Here is a 21,003-nt window from a genome sequence, read left to right as displayed (position 1 = left end):
TCGCCGACCGGGAGAACGTATGCGCGTACACGTCATCGGCCTCGGCGGGGCGGGCGGCCGGATCGTCGACCGGCTCACGGCCGACCGCGACGGGGACCGATTCCTCCACGGCGTCTCCGCGTTCGACACGGACATGGAGGCGCTCGACCGCCTCGAGTCGCTCGGCAAGGACCGGCGATACCGATTCGGGGACGCCGCCGGCGGCGACGGGCTCGACGGAGACCTCCATGCCGGCCGAGAGCTCGGAGAGGTCCACGCGAGCGAGCTCGGCCGAGCCCTCGACGACCAACGCCCGTCGATCGCGGAGGCGTTCGTTCTCGTCGTCGGCGTCGGCGGTGCCGCCGGCGGCGGGGTCGCACCGGCGCTCGCCGCGGAGCTCGAAACGCTGTACGACGCACCGGTGTACTCGGTAGCCGTCCTCCCCGCGTCCGCCGAGAGCGACCCGGACACGGAGCCGGACAGGAAGGAGAACGGCGACGACGAACCGAGCCGACACGGAGGATCGAGTCCACGACGGCCGCTCACGGAGAAGAACGCGGCTCGGACGCTCGGGGCGCTCTCGGAGGGAACGACCGCCGTCCTCCCCTTCGACACCGACGCGTGGCTGCGCCCCGGCGAGACGATCGTGGACGCTCGCGACCGACTGAACGGGATCGTCGCCGATCGGATCGCGGCGCTGTTCGGGGCGGGCGAGAGCGACGCCGACGCCGTCACGCCCCAGCAGGTGCTCGACGCGAGCGATATCGCTCGGGCGGTCGGCGACGAGGGCGACGTCGCGGCGCTGGGGTACGCGACGCAGGCGGTCGAACCGGCGGAAACCGAGTCGCGGTTCGGTCTGGGCCTGTTCGGTTCCTCGGAGCCGGAGAAGGTGGACGCGAGCGCCGCGGTGTCGGCCGTCGAGACGGTGATCCGGAAGGCGACCCGCGGAAAGAACACGATAGAGGTGCCCGAGGGGCGTGCCGACCGAACCCTGCTCGTCGTCGGCGGTCCGCCCGCCTGGCTCAATCGCGAGGCGATCGCCGACGGTCGGCGATGGCTCGCCGAGGAGACCGGTTCCGGGGCGATCCTGAGCGGGGATGCTCCAGTCCCCGACGGCGAGGAAGTGTTCGCGCTCGTGCTTCGAGCGGGGATCGACGAGCCGGAACGGATACGCGAGATACGCGAGTCGATCCCGGGCCGGAGCGGGTGATCCGTGACCGATCCGCGTGGCCGGTGACCGAACCGGTTAACTCCGTTCGTCGCCCGGTTCCGGACGTGAGTTCCCCTTCCGAGACCGCCGGGCTCGGCATCGATCTCGACGTGTCCGACGTCGAGTCGGTGGCCGACCGGCGCGACGAGCTGGTCGCCGCCGTCCGCGACCACGCCGGCGGGATCGCCTACCGGCTCGCGAAGCTCCAGGGCGGCGATTACGGCCGAACGGAGCTGTCGACGGCGGGCGGCGAGTGGACCGTCAAACACGAGGCCGGCGAGCTGGAGTTCCTGCTCTTCTCGCCGAAGAGCGGGCCCGACACCTACGTCGTCTCGACGAAGCAGCCGCCCGAACCGTCGAGGTTGGCGACCGCGCTGGCGGACTACCCGAACATGGTCGCCGCCTGGAACGCGTACGTCGACTCGCTGTCGGGCGTGCTCGACGGCGTCTCCGCGGAGTTTCCGGAGCCAGCCTCGACCGACGGCGTCGTCGCCGAGCGCGACCGGGTGCTCGACTCGATCCGCGAGACCTGCGGCGTCATCGCCGGTGAAGTGTACCGCTACGAGGGCGACGACTACGGGACCTTTACCGCCCGCGTCGACGGCGATCGCTGGGAGCTCAAGTGGGAGGAGGGGACGACCTCGTACCTCCGCGTCGGCGGCTCCGGCGGCCTCTATCTCCTCTCGCAGTACGGGGCCCCCTCCGCGGCCGACGTGCGCGAGTACGCCGAACCGTTCGCGGGCTTCGTCGAGGCCTACAACGAGTTCGTCGAGGGGCTCGAAAGCGACCTCGCGACGGTCTCGGTGTAGGGTTCGGTGTAGCGTTCGGTCGAAACGGGTGAGGACGGCCGCCGGGATCAGTTTTATGCCGTGTTCCTCGACAGTGGGAGTATGCCGAAAGCAACTGCCGGGTTCGTCGGACTCGGGATCATGGGCCTGCCGATGGCGAAGAACCTCCTCGACGCGGGGTACTCCGTCATTGGGCACAACCGATCGGACGAACCGGTCGAGGAACTCGTGGCGTACGGCGGCGAGGACGGCGGATCGCCCGCGGGCGTCGCAGAGCGGAGCGACGTCGTCTTCCTGTGTCTCCCCGACTCGCCGGCCGTGGCGGACGTCGTGCTCGGCGAGGACGGCGAGCCCGACCCGGTGATCGACGGCGTGAGCGCCGGGATGACGGTCGTTGACCACTCGACCATCTCGCCGACGGTCGCCGAAGCGGTCGCCGAACGCCTCGCGGAGGAGGGAGTCGACGCCCTCGACGCGCCGATCTCGGGCGGCGAGTCGGGCGCGATCGAGGGGACCCTCTCGATCATGGTCGGCGGCGACGAGGACGTCCTCGCGGAGTGGACGGACGCCCTCGAGGTCATGGGCGAGACCGTGACGCACTGCGGGCCGAGCGGGGCCGGCCAGACGACGAAGGCGTGTAACCAGATCGTCGTCGCCGCCCAGATGGTCGGGGTGAGCGAGGCGCTGGTGTTCGCACACAACGCGGGCGCGAACCTCGAGGCCGTCGTGGACGCGATAAGCGGCGGCGCGGCCGGCTGTTGGACGCTCGACAACCGCGCCCCGTCGATGATCCGCGGCGACTTCGATCCGGGCTTCTTCGCGGAGTACCAGTACAAGGACCTCCGGATCGCGACGGAGGCCGGCGAGACGTTCGGCTCGCCGATGCCCCAGACCGAACTCGCCCACGAGCTGTACAAGTCGATGGTCGGGAACGACATGGGCCGCGACGACAACTCGGGCGTGATGCAGGTCCTCGAGATGCTGGCGGGCGAGGAGGCTCGGATCGACGGCTGAGGCGACACAGCCCGGGAGGTTCGCGGCGGCGATCCCGAGCGGTTCGCACGAATGAGATCCGCATTCGTGCATATCGATCGGTGAATTCAGCAATGTTTATTCGTCAACGTGCGATATCCCGGCGTAGATGTCGATCACGCTTCCCGGCCCGACCCTGGGCGTCGTCGGCGGCGGACAGCTCGGACGGATGCTCGCGGAGGCGGCCTCGCCCCTCGGCGTTGACGTGGTCGTGTTGGACCCCACGCCGGCGTGTCCCGCATCGGGGGTCGCCCGCGACCAGATCGTCGCCGGTTTCGACGATCCGGACGGGATCCACGCGCTCGCCGAACGCGTCGACGCGCTCACCTTCGAGATCGAACTCGCCGATCCCGAGGTGCTGGCGGCGGCGAGCGAGGAACACGACGTACCGGTCCACCCGGACCCGGGGACCCTCGAGACGATACAGGACAAGCTGGTCCAGACGGAGGCGCTCGCGGACGCCGGGATCCCCGTGCCCGAGTTCGCCGCGGTCGCGACCGCCGAGGGGCTCGAGCGCGTCGTCGAGGAGTTCGACGGCGTCATGCTCAAGGCCCGGCGCGGCGGGTACGACGGCCGCGGGAACGTCCCGGTCCACGAGCCGAGCGAGGCGGCCGACGCGCTCGCGGAAGTCGGCGGCGACGCGATGGCCGAGCGGTTCGTCGAGTTCGAGCGCGAGATCGCCGTGATGGGGCTGAAGGGCGCCGACGGCGCGACCCGGACCTACCCCGTGACGGAGACGATCCACCGCGAGGAGATCCTCCGGGAGAGCGTGGCTCCCGCACGCGCGAGCGACGAGGCCATCGCCCGCGCCGAGGCGGTCGCGGAGGACGTCCTCGAGTTCCTCGACGGGCGGGGCGTCTACGGGATCGAACTGTTCGAGACCCGCGAGGGCGACGTGCTCGTCAACGAGATCGCGCCGCGCCCCCACAACTCCGGGCACTGGACCATCGAGGGAACGCGGACGTCACAGTTCGAGAACCACGTCCGCGCCGTCCTCGGCTGGCCGCTGGGTCCGACCGACCTCGTCGCACCCGCCGTCACCGCGAACGTGCTCGGGGACACCGAGGAGAGCCGCCCGGCGACCCTCCGGGGGATCGAGGGAGTCCTCGACGCACCGGAGGCCGATCTCCACTGGTACGGCAAGAACGACGCGCGCCCGCTCCGGAAGATGGGGCATCTGACGCTGACCGACGGAACCGTCGATCCGGAGGCGACCGCTCGCGCCGCGCTGTTGTCGCGGGCCCGGGAGCTTCGCGACGGGCTGACGTTCCGCGAGACGTAGGAAGGCGAACCTCCTCCCGCTCGTCCGATCCCTCACCGGGCTTCCGGAGACGAGCCGATCGGTTCGTCACCCCTTCCGGGCTCGTCGAACTCGACGCCGGTGATCTCGAACCGGGTGCCGCCCTCCTCGCTCTCGGTCACCTCGATCGACCAGCCGTGGGCCTCGACGACGTCGCGGACGATCGCCAATCCGAGTCCCGTCCCCGACTCGCGGGTCGTGAAGCCGACGTCGAAGACGTTCTCGTGCTCGGATTCGGGGATCCCGGGCCCGTCGTCCGCGAGGTAGAAGCCGTCCGACAGGCGGCCGACCGCAACCGTCACGGGCTCGTCGGCGTGATCGCGTGCGTTCCGCAGGAGGTTGTCGAGAACCTGTCCCAGTCGGGCCCGATCCGCGAGTACGACCGCGTCGTCGACTCCGTCCTCGACGACCACCGTCAGGTCGTCGTCCGCGATCCCGGTCTCGACCGCCTCGAGGACCTCCCGTAGCGGGACCGGCTCGAACTCGGTCACGGTCTCGCCCTGTCTCGAGAGCTGCAACAGGTCCTCGAGGAACTCGGTCATGCGGTCGACGGTGTCGTCGATCCGTTCGAAGTGCTCCGGGTCGCCCGTCTCTCTCGCGATCTCCGCGTAGCCCGAGATGACCGAAAGCGGATTCCGGAGGTCGTGTGAGACGATCCCGGCGAAGGCGTCCAATCGCTCGTTCCGTTCCGCCAAGGCCCGGCGCTGCTCCTCGATCGTGGTCACGTCCCCGATCAGGACCACCCAGCCGTACGTCTCGCCGCCCCGCCGCAGCGGCGACCGGCTCAACCGGAGGAACCGCTTCCCACCGGGACTCTCGCGGGTCGCGAGCACCTCGTCGTCGGCTCCGGTCTCGAGGCCGTCGTACTCCGGGAGCCGCGTCGAGACGGGCGCGCCGACCGCCGTCTCACGGTCGCCGACGACGGCCTCCGCGGCCGGGTTGACTTCGACTATCGTCCCGGCGGCGTCGAGGACGACCACGCCGTCGTCCATCTCCGAGAGGACGACCCGCGAGGCGATGGGCGTCAGATCGAAGAGTCGGTACCGGAACACGGCCAGCCCGAAGCACGCCGTCGAGAGCGAAAGCGACACGGGAGTCAGGTTCACGGTCGCCGTTCCGAACGGCGGCAGCGAGAGGACCTCGAACACGTTCAACGCGAGGGGGACCAGCGCCCCGAGGATCAGAAGCGCCGCCTGCCGTCTGACCTGCTCACCGGAGCCGAGAGCGTGGTCGACGACGAGCCACGCGCCCCCGACGACCGCGACGTACGAGAAGGCGAGATGGAGGTGATAGACCGGGCCGAGCGTCGTCTCGAGCCGCGTCAACGACCCGGTCGTCGTGACGAGTTCCGCGTCGACCAACACCAGCGAGTACGGATTCGCGACCAGCAGGACGACCAGCGCAGCGGGGATCGCCGCGAGTGCCGCGACGACGCTCGGCGTGAGGCGGTCCTCTCGACCGGTGTAGGCCAACGCGAACGCCAGCCAGGCCGACGGGGTTGCGGCCGCACCGACGTGTAACAACCGGTGGGCGAACAGCTTCGCCTCGAGGCCGGTGCTCGCGAGCTGGACGCCGTACGTTGCGGCCCACACCGCGGCCGAGAGACAGAGGACGACGAACGCGGTGACCGTGTGGTTCCGCCTTCCCGCCGGGACCGACACGATCCCGTACCCCGCCCACAGCGACGCCACCAGCGCCGACAGAAAGAGCAGAAGCACGTACGGGGTCGACTGCCATGGCATGTACTCGGATCTATCCGACGATACGGCGAGTATTACTTAAATCGGCCGACTACACGCCGATCACGGCCGATCCGGACGTTCGATCCCGTCCGCGTCACCGATCCGGACCCGTCCGCGTCACCACTCGGAGAAGCCGCCGTCGATGAGGGTGTCCGCCTGTCGTTCGATGTACGCCCGCTGAGTATTGTGGACCGCGTCAGCGAACGACTCGCCGTCCGACAGCCGGGATCGAACGCCGGCCCGCTTCCAGCCGGCCGGGGTGATCCCGCCGTCGACCCGATACCTGAGCGGGGCGAGCCACGACTCCGCCTCGGCCTCCGAGCAGCCGGCCGTCCGGAGGCCGGCGGCCGCGTGGTCGAGGAGGTCCTCGTACATCTCCGTCGCGTCCGTGGTGTGTTCGCCGTCGTAGCCGATCCACTCCATCTCGGCGTCGAGTCCGTCCGCGACCGCGGCGTAGAAGTTGTCGCGCGCGGTCTCCCACTCCAGGCCGATGACGGGGTGTTCGTGTCGCGGGAGCGCGCCCATCAGCCCCGCAAACGCGGCCTGGAACGCGATCGAGTCCCGGACGGTCGGTTGTGCGGGCACCGGACGGAACTCGATCCGGGCGTTCGCGCTCGACCGGCTCGCGCCCTCGAACACCGGGCGGACCCACCGCCAGTAGGTGCCGTGTTTCGTCCGGAACGTGGCGAACGCGTCGTCGAAGCGGTCGGTACCGTCCGATTCGGGCATGGGAACCATCGTCTCGTCGCCCGCGATCCGGTCGACGGCGGTCTCGACGTCGTGGAAGTCGTGCGGGAACCGGACCTTGTCGGCGTCGGTCCGGGCGTTGAGCACGGACTCGAACACGTGGACCCGGTTCTCCGTCGCCCCCTCCTCGAGGACCCGCTCCGCGTCCCAGTCGTCGTCGTAGAGGTCCGGCGGCAGGAACGGCGAGTTCACGCCGAGCGCCAGGAGCGGTCCCGCGATCCGGAGCGCGTACCGGAAGTGGACCGGTAGCGTGTCGGCCTGTGCGACCTGGTAGTGCGGCTGGATCGAGGTGATGAGGCTCTCCGGCATCACGGTGTCCGCCCGCAGCGTGACGCCGGGTGCCTCCAGGGCGACGGGCGCGTCGTCGCCGGCGTTCGCCATCGCGTGGTAGCGGACGGCGTCGCTCATGTTGGCCGCGACGGTCACGCCGTCGAGGTCGACGCTGTCGGTGAGGTATCCGCGTGCCGTCTCGCCCGCCGGCGGGATCGTCCAGACGCCGTCGGAGACGAGCCGCATTCCCTCGACGCCGGCCGTGTTCTCGGCGGCCTCCAGCCGCGCTCTGACCTCCGCGAGCTGGGCGCGCAGGCCGTGGTCCGAGAGGGGCTGCGGGCTCGTCGACATCTCCGCGTTGTGGAGCCCGAGCTCCTTCTCGAACCCCATCAGCTCCAGGAGGCGTCGCGGCACGCGCATCAGCGCGTACTCGCCGGCGCGGGACTCCTCGCTCCAGCGGCCGTCGGCGACCGCGTAGAACTCGTACTCGAAGCCGACGATCGACTGGTGGTTGTCGAACGCCCCGTCGTGTAGCCCCTGTTTGACGACCTCCGCCTCCTCCTCGGCGCGCGCGGCGAACTCCTCCGCGTCGACGGCGAGCGCCTCACGGACGCCGTCGGCGAGGGCCGACTCGGTGCTCATGCGATGGCCGGACGGACCCCGGTAATAAAAGAGCCCCGACCCAGGGTGAGCTCCGCATCGGCGCGCTTTTGAGCGCCGATCGCCGATCCGGGGCATGGAGTTCGCCGCGTTCGCCGAGCGGGTGGAGCGACTGGAGGCCGAGCCGGCCGACCTCGAGACGACGGCGATCGTCGCGGACCTGCTCGTCGACGCCGGCGACGACCTCGAGACGGTGACTCGCTTCCTGCTCGGGCGGACGTATCCCGCACACGACGACCGGACCCTCGATATCGGTCCCGCCTCGTGTCGCGAGGCCATCGCCCGCGCCGCCGGGCCGAACGTCACCGCCGACGACGTGGAGGACCGACTCGCGAGCCGCGGGGAGATCGGCGCGGTCGCCGCCGGGTTCGACTTCGGCGGACAGCGGGGGCTCTCGGCGTTCGGCGACGGTCGCGACCCGCTCTCGGTCGCCGAGGTAGACGGAACGCTCCGGGAGCTCGCGGCCGCCACGGGGGAGGGGAGCGAGTCCCGGAAGGTCGACGCGCTGTTCGGGTTGTTCAATCGGTGCGATCCGGCGGAGGCGAGAACGCTCGCTCGCCTGGTGCTCGGCGAGATGCGGATCGGCGTCGGCGAGGGGACCGTCCGCGACGCGGTCGCCGAGGCGTTCCTCGCCGATGACGGTATCGGGGTCGAGACCGAGGCCGACAACGGGGAGGGAGACCCGACGAACGAGACCGACGACGGCGGCGACGGATCCGGCGAGGTCGGCGGCGACGACGTGAGTCGCGCGAGCGACGAGGCGTACGCTGCCGTCGAGCGCGCGCTCCAGGTGACCAACGACTACGGACACGTCGCACGCCTCGCTCGGGAGGCGGGGATCGAGGGACTGAACGCCGAGCGGATCCGGGTCGGCAGGCCGGTCCAGGCGATGCTGGCGCAGGCGGGGACCGCCGCCGACGCCGTCGACTCGTTCGGCGAGGTCGCCGTCGAGACGAAGTTCGACGGGGCCCGCGTCCAGGTCCACTACGCGCCGGGGACCGAGGGGTTCGGGCCGCGGCTCTACTCGCGGAACATGGACGACGTGACCGACGCGCTGCCGGAGATCGTCGAGTACGTCGCCGACCGAGCCGAGGTGCCCGTCGTCCTCGACGGGGAGATCGTCGCGGTCGACGACGACGACTCGCCGCTGCCGTTTCAGGAGGTGCTCCGCCGATTCCGTCGGAAACACGACGTGGACCGGATGCGCGAGACGGTGACCTGCCGGCTCCACACGTTCGACTGCCTGCTCGCTGGCGACGGCGACGTCGAGAGCGACCGCGACAGCGACGGTGACGCCGCCGACGGGATCGACGCTGACGGCGACGAGGACGCCCCCGACGACCTCCTCGAGGAACCCCTTCGCGTCCGCCACGACCGCCTCGTCGACGTCCTCCCCGACGCGGCCGCGGACCTGCGGGTCGTCGACGACACGGAGGCGATCGCCGGGATCGAGTCCGCGGCCCTCGAGGCCGGCCATGAAGGCGTCATGCTGAAGGACCCGACTTCGGCGTACACGCCCGGAAACCGCGGCCGAGACTGGCTGAAACGGAAGCCGGACGTCGAGACGCTCGACGCGGTCGTGGTCGGCGCGGAGTGGGGCGAGGGTCGGCGTGCGGAGCTGTTCGGGACGTTCCTGCTCGCGGTCCGCGACGGCGACGAGTACGAACCCATCGGAAAGGTCGCGACGGGCCTCTCGGACGAGGAACTCGAGGAACTCACGGAGCGGCTGGAGCCGCACGTCGTCGCCGAATCGGGGACGGAGCTACGGATCCGTCCCGAGGTCGTCCTCGAGGTCGGTTACGAGGAGATCCAGACGTCCCCGACGTACGGCTCCGGGTACGCCCTTCGGTTCCCCCGGTTCGCCGGCGTCCGCGAGGACAAGTCCGTCGAGGACGTCGACACCCTCGAACGGGTCGCGGGACTCGCCGACGGCCGCGGTCGGTCGGGTGACGACGAGACGACCGACGGGGCCGGAGACGAGACGAACGACGAGACGGACGCCGGCGACTCGAGTTGAGCGCGGCGGACGCGAAAGTCGCTTCCGGGTCGGACCCGTACCGAGTACCCATGCCCGACCCCCTCGGCGACGCTGCGCGGCGGCGACTGACCGAGGCGGCGACGAGCCGGCTCGTGGCGTGCGGATACGACGTCTCCCGGCCGGGAACTCGAGCGGAGCCGCCGGCGATCGCCACGCGGGGCGAGGAGACGCTCGGGATCGAACCGCTCACCGCGGCGGACGCGACGCCGACGACGGTCGTCTCCCGGCTCGGTCACGCGATCGATCGGGACCGACGGGCCCTGTTCGTCGTCGCCGCCGCCGAGCTCGCGGACGCGGTTCGATCGGTCCTCACAGACCCGCCGCTCGTCGTCGACGAGTCGGACGGCCACCGGACGTTCCACGCCGGTCCCGACCGGATCCCCGTCGACACCGGTGAAATTCCCGGGAAAACCGGCGGATACGCTTGCGTTCGCGTCGACGATCCCGCCGGGGGGAAAACGGGAACCGACGCGGATCCGACGTTCCGCTGGCGTGAGACGGACACGCCGTCCGGTCCGGTTCCGTCGGTGGGCGGGGTCGATGCGGCCGCGAGCGAACCGGACGGTCGTCCGACCGTCCCGCGACTCGTCTGTGAGGTCGACGATCGGGTCGTCACCGTGCTCGCGGGCACGGAGAGTCTTCGAACGCCGCCCGCCCGGACGTTCCCGTACGTCTATCGCCGGGATCCGGCGGACAAGCGGTTCCGCGTGCGTCGCGGCGACGACGGGACGGTCGTCGAGACGGTAAGCGGTTTCGCCGCGATGCGTGCCGCCGGGTTCGTGCCGATTCCGATGCCGCTCGTTCCCGAACACGTCCTCGGTCCGGGCGTCGACGTCGAGGACGAGTGGGACCTCGTCGTCGAGGGCGAAGACCGGACTCCGGTCGGGAGTGAGGACCGAACTCCCGTCGAGGGGACGGACCCGGGTAGGGATCACGACGAAGCGACGAGATAGCCACGCTCATGCGTCGCCGGGGCGGAGGGCGAGACATGGCCGTCAAATACGGCGATCTCTCCGTGGAGTGGCTCGGATACGCGACCGCCCGCGTCTCCGTCGACGGCGGTTCCGTGGTGTACACGGATCCCGGTCGATACGGGATCCTCGACGACTACTGGGCCCGCGACGGCGACGTCGTCGTGGTGACTCACGACCACCACTACGACCCCGAGGGGATCCGCTCCGTCGCCGACGCGGACGCGACGCTCGTGATCTACGACGGCGTCGACGCCGATCGGATCGACCGCGACGTGGAGTCGGTCGAGGCGCTCTCGGCCGACTACGACGTGATCCGTGTCGACGACGAGGCCCGCGTCGACGTCGAGACCGACGACGGGACCGTCACCGTCTGGACGGTCGCCGCGCACAACGAGCCGGACGGTCCCTGCGCGAACGACGACGGGACGGTCCCGCATCCGGAGGGGTTCGGCTGTGGATTCCTGTTCTCGGTCGGCGGCCGAACCGTGCTCTGGCCCGGCGACGGCGACGCGCTCGACGGGCTCGCCGAGCTCGACGTCGACGTCTTCCTCGCGAACGTCGGCGGCGGCGGGATCGTCTCGGACCGTCACGCCGCCGCCGACCTCGCCGAACGCATGGATCCCGAACTGGTCGTCCCGATACACTACGACACCTTCGACGACCTGGAGGCGGACGGGGAGGCGTTCGCCGGCGACGTCGCGTCCCGGTCGATCCCGGTCGCGCTCGACGAGCGCTCGGTCGACGGGTAAGGGCAAAGGCGGTCGGGTGGCCTACTCCTCCGTCTCGTAGGGCTCGCCGACGACCGCCGGGATCCGGGTCTTCCCGTAGGCCGTGAGCACCACGAGCACCGCGACGTACGGCAGCAGGTTGACGAGCCGAGCGGATATCTCGATCCCGACCGTCTGGAACTGGACGTTCAGCATGTCCAACGCGCCGAAGAGCAGCGCGGCCGCAGCCGCCCCGACCGGGTTGTAGTTGCCGAACAGGTACGCCACGATGGCGATCCAGCCGCGGCCGTCCACCATCGTCGAGCCGGTTCCCACGAAGTTCCCGGCGTGGGCGAGCAGCACGGCCCCGCCGAATCCGGCCATCGCGCCGGAGAAGATCACCGTCGCGTAGCGGACTCGATTCACGTCGACGCCGGCGGTGTCGAGCGCCTCCGGGTTCTCCCCGGCGGCCTGTACCCAGTATCCGTATCGAGTACGGAAGAGGAACACCCAGGCGACCCCGACGACGACGATCGTGAGGAACACCAGCGGCGACTGGCCGAACGCCAGCTTGTCGATGCTGGTGAGCCCCGGACTCGACCGGCTCCCCCAGACGAGCGCGGCCACGAACGGGGCGAACCCGAGGCCGACGAACCAGACCGCCAGTCCGGCGACGATCTGGTCGGCCTTGTACCGGATCAACAGGACGGCGAAGACCGCCGTCAAAAGCGTCGAGACGACGATGGCGACGAGGATCGCGACCCAGACGTCTCCCTGCGTCGGCGAGGTGCCGCCGAGCGCGAACATCGTTCCGGCAGTCGTGAACGCGCCGAAGATCATGAAGCCCTCGAGACCGATGTTGAACACGCCGCTCTTTTCGGCGTACAGCCCGCCGATGGCCGCGAGCGTGATCGGCGTCGCCATCTCCAGCGACCGAGTCACGAACCCCCTGGTGATGAGCCGCGAGAGGTCCACGTCGAAGATCCCGGAGAGGACCGCACCGAGGACTGCCAGGACCCCGATCGTGATCCCGACGAGCCGGAGTCGAGCGACGGTCAGGCTGTCGGTGACGTTCATTCGGCGTCACCCCCGAGTCCCGTCCGCGCCGCGATCATTCGGAACAGCTCCGGTGCCGCGACGAAGAGGACCACGAGTCCCACGATCCCGTCGATCAGTTGGACGGGAACGTCGCTGTTGATCTGAACGTGTGAGCTCGCCGATTCGAGCCCGCCGAAGAGCAGTCCCGCCGGGAGCACGCCGAGCGGGTTGTTGGCGGCGAGCAGGCTCACGGCGATCGCGTCGAACCCGTAGTTGCCGATTCCCGAGGGGTCGGTGTAGTATCCTTGGATCATGATAACGAAGAGCGCACCCGTCAGCCCGGCGACCATCCCGGAGAACGTCATCGTCGAGATGACCATCCGCTTCGCGTCGACGCCGGAGTACGTCGCCGCGGTGTCCTGGTACCCGCTCGTCACCATGTCGTAGCCGAACCGGGTCCGGGACGTGATCACCGCGACGAGCGCGACCACGCCGAGCATGAGGAGGATCCCGACGATCGACAGGTTGGGGTCGCCGAAGACGGCCTGGGGAAGCTCGACGTTATCGGGGAGTCGACGGGTCCGAGTCGCCGTCGCCTCGGGGTCGCCGAACGGACCCGCGACGAGCCAGCCGACGAAGCCGGTGGCGATGAAGTTCAACATGATCGTCGTGATGATCTCGTTCGCGTCGCCGTACGCCTTCATCACGCCGGGGAGCGCGCCGTACAGTCCGCCGGTGACGACGCCGGCAGCCGTCCCGGACAGCATCAGGACGATCCCGCCGACCGTGCCGGAGGGCACGAACGCGGCCAGCCAAATGATCGAGACGACGGTGGAGAACCCGCCGACGACGAACTGGCCCTGTACCCCGATGTTGAACACGCCGGCGCGGAACGCGATCGCGACCGCGACGCCGGTCAACACGAAGAGCGTCGTGCTCCGGAGGGTGCGGGCGATCGCCCGCTCGCTTCCGAAGGCGCCGACGAGAAGCTGGCTGGCGAACTGAACCGGGTCGTATCCGGTGGCCGCGGCGACGACGAGCCCGATGAGGATCGCGAGCGTCGTCGACGCGACCGCGATCCCGATCCGCTCGAGCACCGACGCGTCCAGCAAGCGGGCCGCGACCGCGTCGAGCACCCCGCCGCCGTTCGAGGCGGCCTCGGAGTCGCTCACGACGAGACACCTCCGTCGACGGATTCCGACTCGTCGTCCGATCCCTCCGCCAGCGTCCCCCCGGCCATCAGGAGACCGAGGTCGGACTCCGTGACCGCTTCGGGGTCGACGACGTCGACGAACTCGCCCTCGTACATCACCGCAATGCGGTCGGAGAGCTTCTGTATCTCCTCGAGCTTCGAGGAGACCATCAGAATTCCGACGCCCTGATCACGGAGCTCCATCAGTCGTTCGTGGATGAACTCGATCGACCCGATGTCGACGCCGCGCGTCGGATGTGACGCGACGAGGACGTCCGGGTCGTGGCCGATCTCGCGACCGACGATGAACTTCTGTTGGTTTCCGCCGGAGAGCGACTCGGCGTCCGTCTCCGGGTTCGGCGGCTGCACGTCGTACTCCTCGATGACGTCCGCGGCGTGGTTCTCGACCGCGTCCCAGTCGAGGAACCCGTTCTTCGCGTACGGTTCGATCGTCTGGTTGCCGAGGAGCGCGTTGCGCTGGAGGCTGTACTCCTGGACGAGCCCCTCGGTCTGACGGTCCTCGGGTATGTAGGCGATCCCGTCTTCGATCCGATCACGGCGGCTCCGATCCGCGATGTCGGTCCCGCCCAGCCGGACGATGCCGTCGTCCGGTCGACGCAGGCCGGTGATGCCCTCGATGAGCTCGCTCTGTCCGTTCCCCTGAACGCCCGCGATGCCGAGTATCTCGCCCTCGTGAACCGTGAGATCGACTCCCTCGACCCGTTCGCGGCCGCGGTCACCGCTCACTCGGAGGTCCTCGACCTCGAGGACGGGAGCGCCCGTGCCGGGGTCACGCTCCAGTCGATCGAAGAGGACCTCCCGGCCGACCATCATGCGGGCGAGATCGCTTTCGGTCGTCTCCGCGGCGGGGACCGTTCCCATCGCCTTCCCGTCCCTGAGGACGGTGATGTCGTCGGCTATCTCGAGCGCCTCGTCCAGCTTGTGTGAGATGAAGATCAGCGAGCGGCCGTCCTCGCGGAGGTCGTTCATGACCTCCATCAGGCCGTCGACCTCCTGGGGAGTGAGCACCGCGGTCGGCTCGTCGAGGATGAGGACCTCCGCACCCCGGTAGAGGCTCTTGACGATCTCCACGCGCTGTTGAGCGCCGAGGTCGAGCTCCTCGACCGGTGTGTCGAGCTCCCGGTCGATGTCGAACCCGTACCGATCGCAGATGTCCTCGATCTCGGCTCGCGCGCTCGCCTCGTCGACGGTTCCTCCCTCCGTCGGCTCGTGACCGAGGATGACGTTCTGGAGGACAGTCATCGGCTTCACCAGCTGGAAGTGCTGGTGGATCATGCCGACCCCGGCGTCCATCGCGTCCCGTGGCGATTCGAACGTCCGCTCCTCGCCGTCGACGTGGATCGTTCCGCTGTTCTGGTCGTAGAGGCCGTACAGGACGCTCATCAGCGTCGTCTTACCCGAGCCGTTCTCTCCGAGGAGAGCGTGGATCGATCCCTGATCGAGCGTGAAGTCGACCGCGTCGTTGGCGACCACGTCGCCGAACCGCTTCGTTATCCCCTCGAGACGGACCGCGGGTGCGTTGCGCGTCATCGTGTTCTCATAGTGAATGGTTATAGATCGGGACGGAGCCGGGAGGAGCCGTTCAGCAGCTGGTCGGGCCGCAGGTCAGCTCGATCTCGTCGTTCTCGAACCCTTCCTTCGCGTCCTGGATGTTCTCGCTCAGCGCGTCGGGAAGTTCGCCCTCGAAGGCCTGGCCGACGACGAAGTCGATGCTGCCCTGTGCGATGGAGAGGTTCTGTTCGCCGACGTACTCGGAGAAGTTCCCGTTGACGACCGCCTCGGCGACGGTGTAGGTCGCCTCGTTGAGCGCCTTGACGGAGGATCCGAGGATGACGTCCTGGTACTGGTCCTCGGTGACCGACTGGTCGACGTCGACGCCGAGCGCGAAGCGACCGTTGTCCTGTGCCGCCGAGAAGACGCCGCCGCCGGCGGCGGACGCGGCGTGCCAGACGATGTCGGCACCGTCGTCGATCTGCGATTCGGCCACGTCGTTGGCCGCGCCGGTGTCGGAGAAGCTCCCGCCGTAGCCGGTCAGGACCTCGATCCCGTCGTCGACCCACTCGACGCCCTCGATGTAGGACTGCTCGAACGCGTTGATGAGCGGGATGTCCTCGCCGCCGACGAAGCCGACCGTCGACCCGTCGGGATCGGTGGAGCTGCCCTCGTACTCGAAGTCCTCCTGGGTCATCACGCCCGCGGCGACGCCCGCGAGGAACGACATCTCGTTGTTCATCTCGATCCAGCCCGAGACGTTGTCGGCGCCCTCGATGACGTTGTTGATGAGCATCCAGTTCTGGTCGGGATACTCCTCGGCGTTCGTCGACAGCGGGTCGGTGTGGTTGTCGCCGACGCAGATGATGAGGTCGTAGCCGCTCTCGGCCGTGTCGGCCTGGACGGACTCGTACTGTGCCTCCTGGGTCTCCTCGACCGTCGTGTACTCGAGATCGAACTCGTCGGACGCCTGCTCGAGTCCGTCGACCGCGTTGTCGTTGAACGCGTTGTCGTCGAAGCCGGCCGGGCTCGAGATGATCGCGACCTGCGTGGTGGAGCCGTCCGACCCGCCGTCGTCGCTTCCGCCGCCCCCGCCTAGACACCCGGCGAAGACGGTGCCCGTCGCGAGCGCGCCGCCGGACGCGAGCAGCATCCGACGACCGATCCCGGACGTCTCGTCGACTTCCGCCTGTCTATCTGTCATGGATGTATCCTGTAGTCTCGCATCATACATTATAAATTTACTTATTAGTGAGTTGCTGTCTCCGTTCCGGTCGGACGAGTTCGGAATGAAACATCTTTGATATCGTTCATCACTCGTTTACATCATCGATAGTATTCCGTAATTATCGGAGATACTTACCGATTCCCGATCTAGAACGGGTCGGTAGAAATGATTGAAATCCTATGAATTATTCCAGTGGTTCGGCATATCGACGACCCTCGAGACGATGCTCGAGTTCTTTACTGACGGTCGATCTGACTCCATCTCGACCGATATTTCCCGTTCGTTTTTCCATACATGTCGGATCTGATCTGTTTCTGAGAGCGCTCCGTCGTCGATCGGACGACCCGCTCGACGGGGGCCGAGACCCCCACCGACCACCCCCAGCGGCGAACCGTTTTTATCCTCGGCCTCGTAGGACGGCGTATGTACGTCCGCGACGCCAAGAACCGTGACGAGGCGTGGTTACTGGACGCGATCGAGCGATTGGGGCTCGACGACGTCGCCTTCCGGTCACGGGACTACGTGATCGCGGTCGACGAGGAGTCGGGTGACAGGGCCGGGTTCGGGCGACTCCGGCTCCATCGGGGCGACGACGTGGAGCGGATCGAGCTCACCGGGATCGGCGTGCTCCCGGAGTGGCGGGGCCGGGGCGTCGGGGCTCACGTCGTCGAACGTCTCGTCGACACCGCGGCCGCCGAGGGATTCGAGACGGTGTACGTGCTCACCGACCAGCCCGAGTACCTGACCCAGTTCGGCTTCGAGGAGGTCGACACCGACGACCTTCCGGCGGCGCTCTCGGACCGGTTGACGGAGAAGCGCGAGTTCCTCGGCGGCGGCGTGGTCGGACTCCACGTCGACGTCGACGACTTCGAGATGCCGGAGCGGCTCCGGGACGCGTTCAAGAACGCCGACGCCGGCGACGCGGGCGACGCCGACGGGGGCGAAAGCGATACCGGGGAGCCCACCGAGTCGGCCGAGGACTTCGGGATCGATCCGGAGTCCGCGACCTACAAGTACGACACCGGTCGGTGAACGGTGCCGGCCAGTGAACGACGCCGGCCGGCGACCCGACCGCTTATCGGCCCGCCGGTCGAGTGACCGACATGGCAGTGACCGACACGGACCTGATCGAGGCCGCCCGCGGCGCGCTCGCGGACGCACACGTCCCGTACTCCGAGTACCGCGTCGGCGCCGCGCTCCGGACCGCCGACGGCACCGTCTACACCGGCTGTAACATCGAGAACGCCAACTACTCCAACAGCCTCCACGCCGAGGAAGTAGCGCTCGCCGAGGCGGTGAAGAACGGCCATCGGGAGTTCGACCGCCTGGCCGTGGCCTCGGGCGCTCGGGACGGCGTCACGCCCTGCGGGATGTGCCGCCAGAGCCTCGCCGAGTTCGCGGACGACGACCTTCCGGTGGTCTGTGACGAGGGCGACGGCGAGACGAGCGAGTACACGCTCGGCGAACTGCTCCCGAACACGATCTCCGAAGGGACGCTCGATGACGCACGGCGTCCCTGAAAACGGGTCCGTCCCTCGATGCGGAACTACTTTTAAACGCCTCGCCGAAGGTCGAGGACATGACTGACGACATCGAACGCTCGGCGGGCGACGCCGTCGGCGACAGCGAGGACCCGAACGACGAGGTCCAGTATCACGTCGAGGTCGGCACGGGCGACGTCGCCGACGCCGTGCTTCTCCCCGGGAACCCGGAGCGAGTCGACAAGATCACCGCGCTGTGGGACGACCACGAGGAGGTCGCACACCATCGCGAGTACCGCACCGCGACCGGGACGTACGAGGGTGCCCCCGTCTCGGTGACTTCCACCGGAATAGGCTCGCCGTCGGCGGCGATCGCCGTCGAGGAACTCGCCCGGGTCGGCGTCGACACGTTCGTTCGGGTCGGTTCCTGCGGTGCCATCCAGCCCGGCATGGAGGTCGGCGACCTGGTGATCACGACCGGCGCGGTCCGCCAGGAGGGGACGAGCGACGAGTACGTTCGCGAGGACTATCCGGCGACCGCCGACGGGGAGGTCGTCTCCGCGCTCGTCGCCGCCGCCGAGCGGCTCGGCTACGACTACCACGCCGGGATCACGATGAGCGCCGACTCGTTTTACGCCGGACAGGGCCGTCCGGGGTTCGAGGGGTTCGAGGCGGCCGGCTCCGACGAGCTGGTCGCGGCGCTTCGGGACGCGAACGTGAAGAACATCGAGATGGAGGCGTCGGCGATCCTCACGATCGCGAACGTGTACGGTCTGCGTGCGGGCGCGGTCTGTTCGGTGTACGCCAATCGCGTCACCGGCGAGTTCCGAACCGAGGGCGAGTCGCGAGCGGCCGAAACAGCGAGCCTCGCGGTGAAGCTCCTCGCGCGCATGGACGAGATCAAACGCGAGGCCGGTGCCGACCGCTGGCACGCCGGGCTCTCGCTCTGAGCGAACGGGAAGGGGATCGAGATCTCCCCGCGGCTCCACGTGAGAGCGGTTCCAAAGCGTCTTTACCCGCGGACCGCGGATCCGCATCCATGACAACTCAGGTCGTCGTCGTCGGCTCCGGATACGCCGGTGCCGGGGCAGTGAAGGCGTTCGAAGACGAGGTCGGCGAGGGCGAGGCCGAGCTTACCTGGATCTCGGAACACGACTACCACCTCGTCTTACACGAGGTCCACCGCGCGATCCGGAACCCCGCCGTCGAGGACAACATCACCATCCCCGTCGGCGAGATCATGTCCGAGGACGGCGAGTTCGTTCAGGGCCGCGTCGTCGACGTCGACACGGAGGACCAGGTCGTCGAGACCGACGACGGCGAGGCCGTCGAGTACGACTACCTGCTCTTGGCGATCGGCTCCACCACCGCCTTCTTCGGCATCGACGGCCTGAAGGAGCACGCCCACCAGCTCAAGAGCCTGGCCGACGCGCAGGCGATCCACGACGACGTTCGCGAGGCGGCGGGGAACGCGACCCGCTCCGAGCCAGCGCAAGTCCTCGTCGGCGGTGCGGGCCTCTCGGGGATCCAGACCGCCGGCGAGATCGCGGAGTACCGCGACAAACACCGGGCTCCCCTCGACATCACGCTCGTCGAGGGGTTGGACGAGGTGTTCCCCGGCAACGACCCGCAGCTTCAGGGCGCGCTCCGCCAGCGGCTCGAGGACGCGGACGTGGAGATCCTCACCGGCGACTTCATCTCGAAGGCCGACGAGGACGCGGTGTATCTCGGCGGCGGCGAGGACGAGGAGCCGGAGGAACTGGCCTACGACGTGCTGATCTGGACCGGCGGGATCACCGGCCAGAAGGAGCTCGACGCGGTCGACGTCGAGAAGGACGACCGATCGAACCGCGTGTTCGCGGAGTCCGACTTCACCACGAGCGACGATCGCGTGTTCGCCATCGGCGACACCGCCTTGGTCGACCAGGGCGGCGACGACGTCGCCCCGCCGACCGCCCAGGCCGCCTGGCAGGCCGCGGAGGTCGCCGGCGACAACCTCGCGCGAGCGGCCCGCGGCGCGCCGCTCCACTCGTGGCAACACGAGGACAAGGGAACCGTGATCTCCGTGGGCGAGGAGGCGGTCGCCCACGACGTGGTCGGGATGCCGATCAAGACGTTCGGCGGGACCCCGGCGAAGCTGCTGAAGAAGGCGATCGCCTCGCGCTGGATCGCGAAGGTCTCCTCGACCGGGCGCGGAATCGGCGCATTCGGCGATATGTAACCGGCCCCTTTCACTTCCACCTTTTTCCAGGAAGGGTTCCCTCTGGGAACCCTTCCTCCAAAAACCTGGAGGGAAAAAGCCGACTCCGCCGTCTTCGACGGCTCCGTCGGTGAACTGCTCACTTCGTCGCCGGCGCGGAGCGCCGGCTGCCGGTGTCACGACGCGCCACGCTGCTCGCGGATGCTTCTCGTCCGGAGGATACGAAAACGTATCACGATCCACCCTCGTGAGGTTCATTCGTTATATGGATCGAGACGTGTTCTGGTCGCCGGTTACCGGGGTCGGGATGGAGTCCCTCCGTCTCATCGAGGATTCCGCAGGCATCGCTGCTGAGAGCGTTATCATCGGTTCGGTCGATGATACGTCGTTTCGTCTCCGCTACGAGATCGAGTGCGATCGCCGATATCACGTTCGGTGAGTGACCGTTGCCACCCTCGGTCGAGAATCGGAATCGGTAACGCTTCGCACGGACGGGGAAGGCAAATGGACTGACGGTCGAGGCGAGGTGATATCGACGCTGGGCGGATGCGTCGACGTCGACATATCAGCAACGCCGTTCAGCAACACGCTACGGATCCGACGCCTGGAACTCGATCGGAACGAGTCGTCCGAGGTTCGGGTCGTCTACGTCTCGGCACCCGAACTGCGTGTCGAGGCCGCCTCTCAGAGATATACCTGCCTCGATCCGATCGACGAGACCGGCGGACGGTATCGCTATGAAAACCTATCCAGCGGGTTCACGGCCGAGTTGCCGGTTGACTCGGATGGACTCGTCATTGACTATCCCGAGTCGTTTGACCGACTCCACATGTGATGATGCCGCTCCCGGTTCGGTATCGTCGGCGTCGCCGTCGCGGTCGTCGGAATCCGCGAAGAACACGTGA

Annotated in this window: 17 protein-coding genes and 1 pseudogene; 12 read left to right on the top strand and 6 right to left on the bottom strand. The window is 68.6% G+C overall.

Annotated features, from left to right (window positions below):
* The first annotated feature begins 19 nt into the window (after positions 1-19).
* The 4 genes from OKW78_RS11175 to purK all read left to right on the top strand — a co-directional run bounded on the left by OKW78_RS11175 (position 20) and on the right by purK (position 4,291).
* A complete protein-coding gene (locus OKW78_RS11175; RefSeq protein WP_281195246.1) occupies positions 20-1,189 on the top strand; it encodes a cell division protein FtsZ in 1,170 nt (389 codons plus the stop codon).
* A gap of 65 nt (positions 1,190-1,254) precedes the next feature.
* Positions 1,255-1,998: a hypothetical protein gene (locus tag OKW78_RS11170; protein WP_281195245.1), complete on the top strand. Its 744-nt coding sequence runs from the start codon at positions 1,255-1,257 to the stop codon at positions 1,996-1,998.
* An 81-nt stretch (positions 1,999-2,079) separates the two neighbouring features.
* On the top strand, positions 2,080-2,991 hold the full coding sequence (locus OKW78_RS11165) for an NAD(P)-dependent oxidoreductase (protein WP_281195244.1): 912 nt from the start codon (positions 2,080-2,082) through the stop codon (positions 2,989-2,991).
* Between the two features lie 127 nt (positions 2,992-3,118).
* Complete coding sequence (gene purK, locus OKW78_RS11160; protein WP_281195243.1) at positions 3,119-4,291, top strand: 5-(carboxyamino)imidazole ribonucleotide synthase; 1,173 nt, start codon at positions 3,119-3,121, stop codon at positions 4,289-4,291.
* Positions 4,292-4,323: 32 nt separating this feature from the next.
* Here the strand turns inward: purK and OKW78_RS11155 are convergent, their stop codons facing one another.
* Positions 4,324-6,051, bottom strand: a complete 1,728-nt coding sequence (locus OKW78_RS11155) for a histidine kinase N-terminal 7TM domain-containing protein (RefSeq protein WP_281195242.1) — start codon at positions 6,049-6,051, stop codon at positions 4,324-4,326.
* A gap of 117 nt (positions 6,052-6,168) precedes the next feature.
* Positions 6,169-7,710, bottom strand: coding sequence for a hypothetical protein (locus OKW78_RS11150; protein WP_281195241.1), 1,542 nt, complete (start codon positions 7,708-7,710; stop codon positions 6,169-6,171).
* A gap of 94 nt (positions 7,711-7,804) precedes the next feature.
* Here OKW78_RS11150 and OKW78_RS11145 point away from each other — a divergent pair, with 94 nt between their 5' ends.
* The 3 genes from OKW78_RS11145 to OKW78_RS11135 are packed head-to-tail and all read left to right on the top strand — an operon-like array spanning position 7,805 to position 11,489.
* On the top strand, positions 7,805-9,745 hold the full coding sequence (locus OKW78_RS11145; RefSeq protein ID WP_281195240.1) for a DNA ligase: 1,941 nt from the start codon (positions 7,805-7,807) through the stop codon (positions 9,743-9,745).
* Between the two features lie 50 nt (positions 9,746-9,795).
* Positions 9,796-10,719, top strand: coding sequence for a hypothetical protein (locus tag OKW78_RS11140; protein WP_281195239.1), 924 nt, complete (start codon positions 9,796-9,798; stop codon positions 10,717-10,719).
* 35 nt (positions 10,720-10,754) lie between these two features.
* Positions 10,755-11,489 (top strand): MBL fold metallo-hydrolase, encoded by a 735-nt coding sequence (locus tag OKW78_RS11135; RefSeq protein WP_281195238.1) that lies wholly within the window; start codon positions 10,755-10,757, stop codon positions 11,487-11,489.
* Positions 11,490-11,510: 21 nt separating this feature from the next.
* On the opposite strand, the gene OKW78_RS11130 is transcribed toward OKW78_RS11135, so the two are convergent.
* From OKW78_RS11130 to OKW78_RS11115, 4 genes are read right to left on the bottom strand one after another with little or no spacing between them, the layout of a single operon-like run.
* Positions 11,511-12,524: an ABC transporter permease gene (locus OKW78_RS11130; protein WP_281195237.1), complete on the bottom strand. Its 1,014-nt coding sequence runs from the start codon at positions 12,522-12,524 to the stop codon at positions 11,511-11,513.
* Positions 12,521-13,597, bottom strand: a complete 1,077-nt coding sequence (locus tag OKW78_RS11125) for an ABC transporter permease (protein WP_303654129.1) — start codon at positions 13,595-13,597, stop codon at positions 12,521-12,523. Before OKW78_RS11125 ends, OKW78_RS11130 begins: the two co-directional genes overlap by 4 nt.
* Before the next feature lie 56 nt (positions 13,598-13,653).
* A complete protein-coding gene (locus OKW78_RS11120; protein WP_281195235.1) occupies positions 13,654-15,228 on the bottom strand; it encodes an ABC transporter ATP-binding protein in 1,575 nt (524 codons plus the stop codon).
* Between the two features lie 52 nt (positions 15,229-15,280).
* Entirely contained in the window at positions 15,281-16,393 is a 1,113-nt protein-coding gene (locus OKW78_RS11115; RefSeq protein WP_281195234.1) for a BMP family protein, read from the bottom strand.
* A gap of 447 nt (positions 16,394-16,840) precedes the next feature.
* Between OKW78_RS11115 and OKW78_RS11110 the strand changes: the two genes are divergently transcribed.
* The 5 genes and pseudogenes from OKW78_RS11110 (at position 16,841) to OKW78_RS11090 (ending at position 20,933) form a co-directional block, all read left to right on the top strand.
* Positions 16,841-17,449 (top strand): GNAT family N-acetyltransferase, encoded by a 609-nt coding sequence (locus tag OKW78_RS11110; RefSeq protein ID WP_281195233.1) that lies wholly within the window; start codon positions 16,841-16,843, stop codon positions 17,447-17,449.
* Positions 17,450-17,520: 71 nt separating this feature from the next.
* Positions 17,521-17,937: a cytidine deaminase gene (gene cdd / locus OKW78_RS11105; RefSeq protein ID WP_281195232.1), complete on the top strand. Its 417-nt coding sequence runs from the start codon at positions 17,521-17,523 to the stop codon at positions 17,935-17,937.
* Between the two features lie 59 nt (positions 17,938-17,996).
* Complete coding sequence (locus tag OKW78_RS11100) at positions 17,997-18,848, top strand: nucleoside phosphorylase (RefSeq protein ID WP_281195231.1); 852 nt, start codon at positions 17,997-17,999, stop codon at positions 18,846-18,848.
* A gap of 89 nt (positions 18,849-18,937) precedes the next feature.
* Entirely contained in the window at positions 18,938-20,119 is a 1,182-nt protein-coding gene (locus OKW78_RS11095) for an NAD(P)/FAD-dependent oxidoreductase (RefSeq protein ID WP_281195230.1), read from the top strand.
* Between the two features lie 244 nt (positions 20,120-20,363).
* Positions 20,364-20,933, top strand: a pseudogene (locus OKW78_RS11090) (putative glycolipid-binding domain-containing protein).
* Positions 20,934-21,003: the final 70 nt, after the last annotated feature.

This window comes from Halorubrum sp. F4, from assembly GCF_027257195.1.
Classification (GTDB): domain Archaea; phylum Halobacteriota; class Halobacteria; order Halobacteriales; family Haloferacaceae; genus Halorubrum.
This window is presented reverse-complemented; position numbering and strand designations above follow the sequence as displayed.

Excerpts from the sequence above, each read along its gene's own strand:
- OKW78_RS11175 (WP_281195246.1), top strand. The coding sequence starts at position 20 with ATGCGCGTACACGTCATCGGCCTCGGCGGGGCGGGCGGCCGGATCGTC.
- OKW78_RS11165 (WP_281195244.1), top strand. The coding sequence starts at position 2,080 with ATGCCGAAAGCAACTGCCGGGTTCGTCGGACTCGGGATCATGGGCCTG.
- purK (WP_281195243.1), top strand. The coding sequence starts at position 3,119 with ATGTCGATCACGCTTCCCGGCCCGACCCTGGGCGTCGTCGGCGGCGGA.
- OKW78_RS11155 (WP_281195242.1), bottom strand. The coding sequence starts at position 6,051 with ATGCCATGGCAGTCGACCCCGTACGTGCTTCTGCTCTTTCTGTCGGCG.
- OKW78_RS11150 (WP_281195241.1), bottom strand. The coding sequence starts at position 7,710 with ATGAGCACCGAGTCGGCCCTCGCCGACGGCGTCCGTGAGGCGCTCGCC.
- OKW78_RS11145 (WP_281195240.1), top strand. The coding sequence starts at position 7,805 with ATGGAGTTCGCCGCGTTCGCCGAGCGGGTGGAGCGACTGGAGGCCGAG.
- OKW78_RS11140 (WP_281195239.1), top strand. The coding sequence starts at position 9,796 with ATGCCCGACCCCCTCGGCGACGCTGCGCGGCGGCGACTGACCGAGGCG.
- OKW78_RS11135 (WP_281195238.1), top strand. The coding sequence starts at position 10,755 with ATGGCCGTCAAATACGGCGATCTCTCCGTGGAGTGGCTCGGATACGCG.
- OKW78_RS11130 (WP_281195237.1), bottom strand. The coding sequence starts at position 12,524 with ATGAACGTCACCGACAGCCTGACCGTCGCTCGACTCCGGCTCGTCGGG.
- OKW78_RS11120 (WP_281195235.1), bottom strand. The coding sequence starts at position 15,228 with ATGACGCGCAACGCACCCGCGGTCCGTCTCGAGGGGATAACGAAGCGG.
- OKW78_RS11115 (WP_281195234.1), bottom strand. The coding sequence starts at position 16,393 with ATGACAGATAGACAGGCGGAAGTCGACGAGACGTCCGGGATCGGTCGT.
- OKW78_RS11110 (WP_281195233.1), top strand. The coding sequence starts at position 16,841 with ATGTACGTCCGCGACGCCAAGAACCGTGACGAGGCGTGGTTACTGGAC.
- cdd (WP_281195232.1), top strand. The coding sequence starts at position 17,521 with ATGGCAGTGACCGACACGGACCTGATCGAGGCCGCCCGCGGCGCGCTC.
- OKW78_RS11100 (WP_281195231.1), top strand. The coding sequence starts at position 17,997 with ATGACTGACGACATCGAACGCTCGGCGGGCGACGCCGTCGGCGACAGC.
- OKW78_RS11095 (WP_281195230.1), top strand. The coding sequence starts at position 18,938 with ATGACAACTCAGGTCGTCGTCGTCGGCTCCGGATACGCCGGTGCCGGG.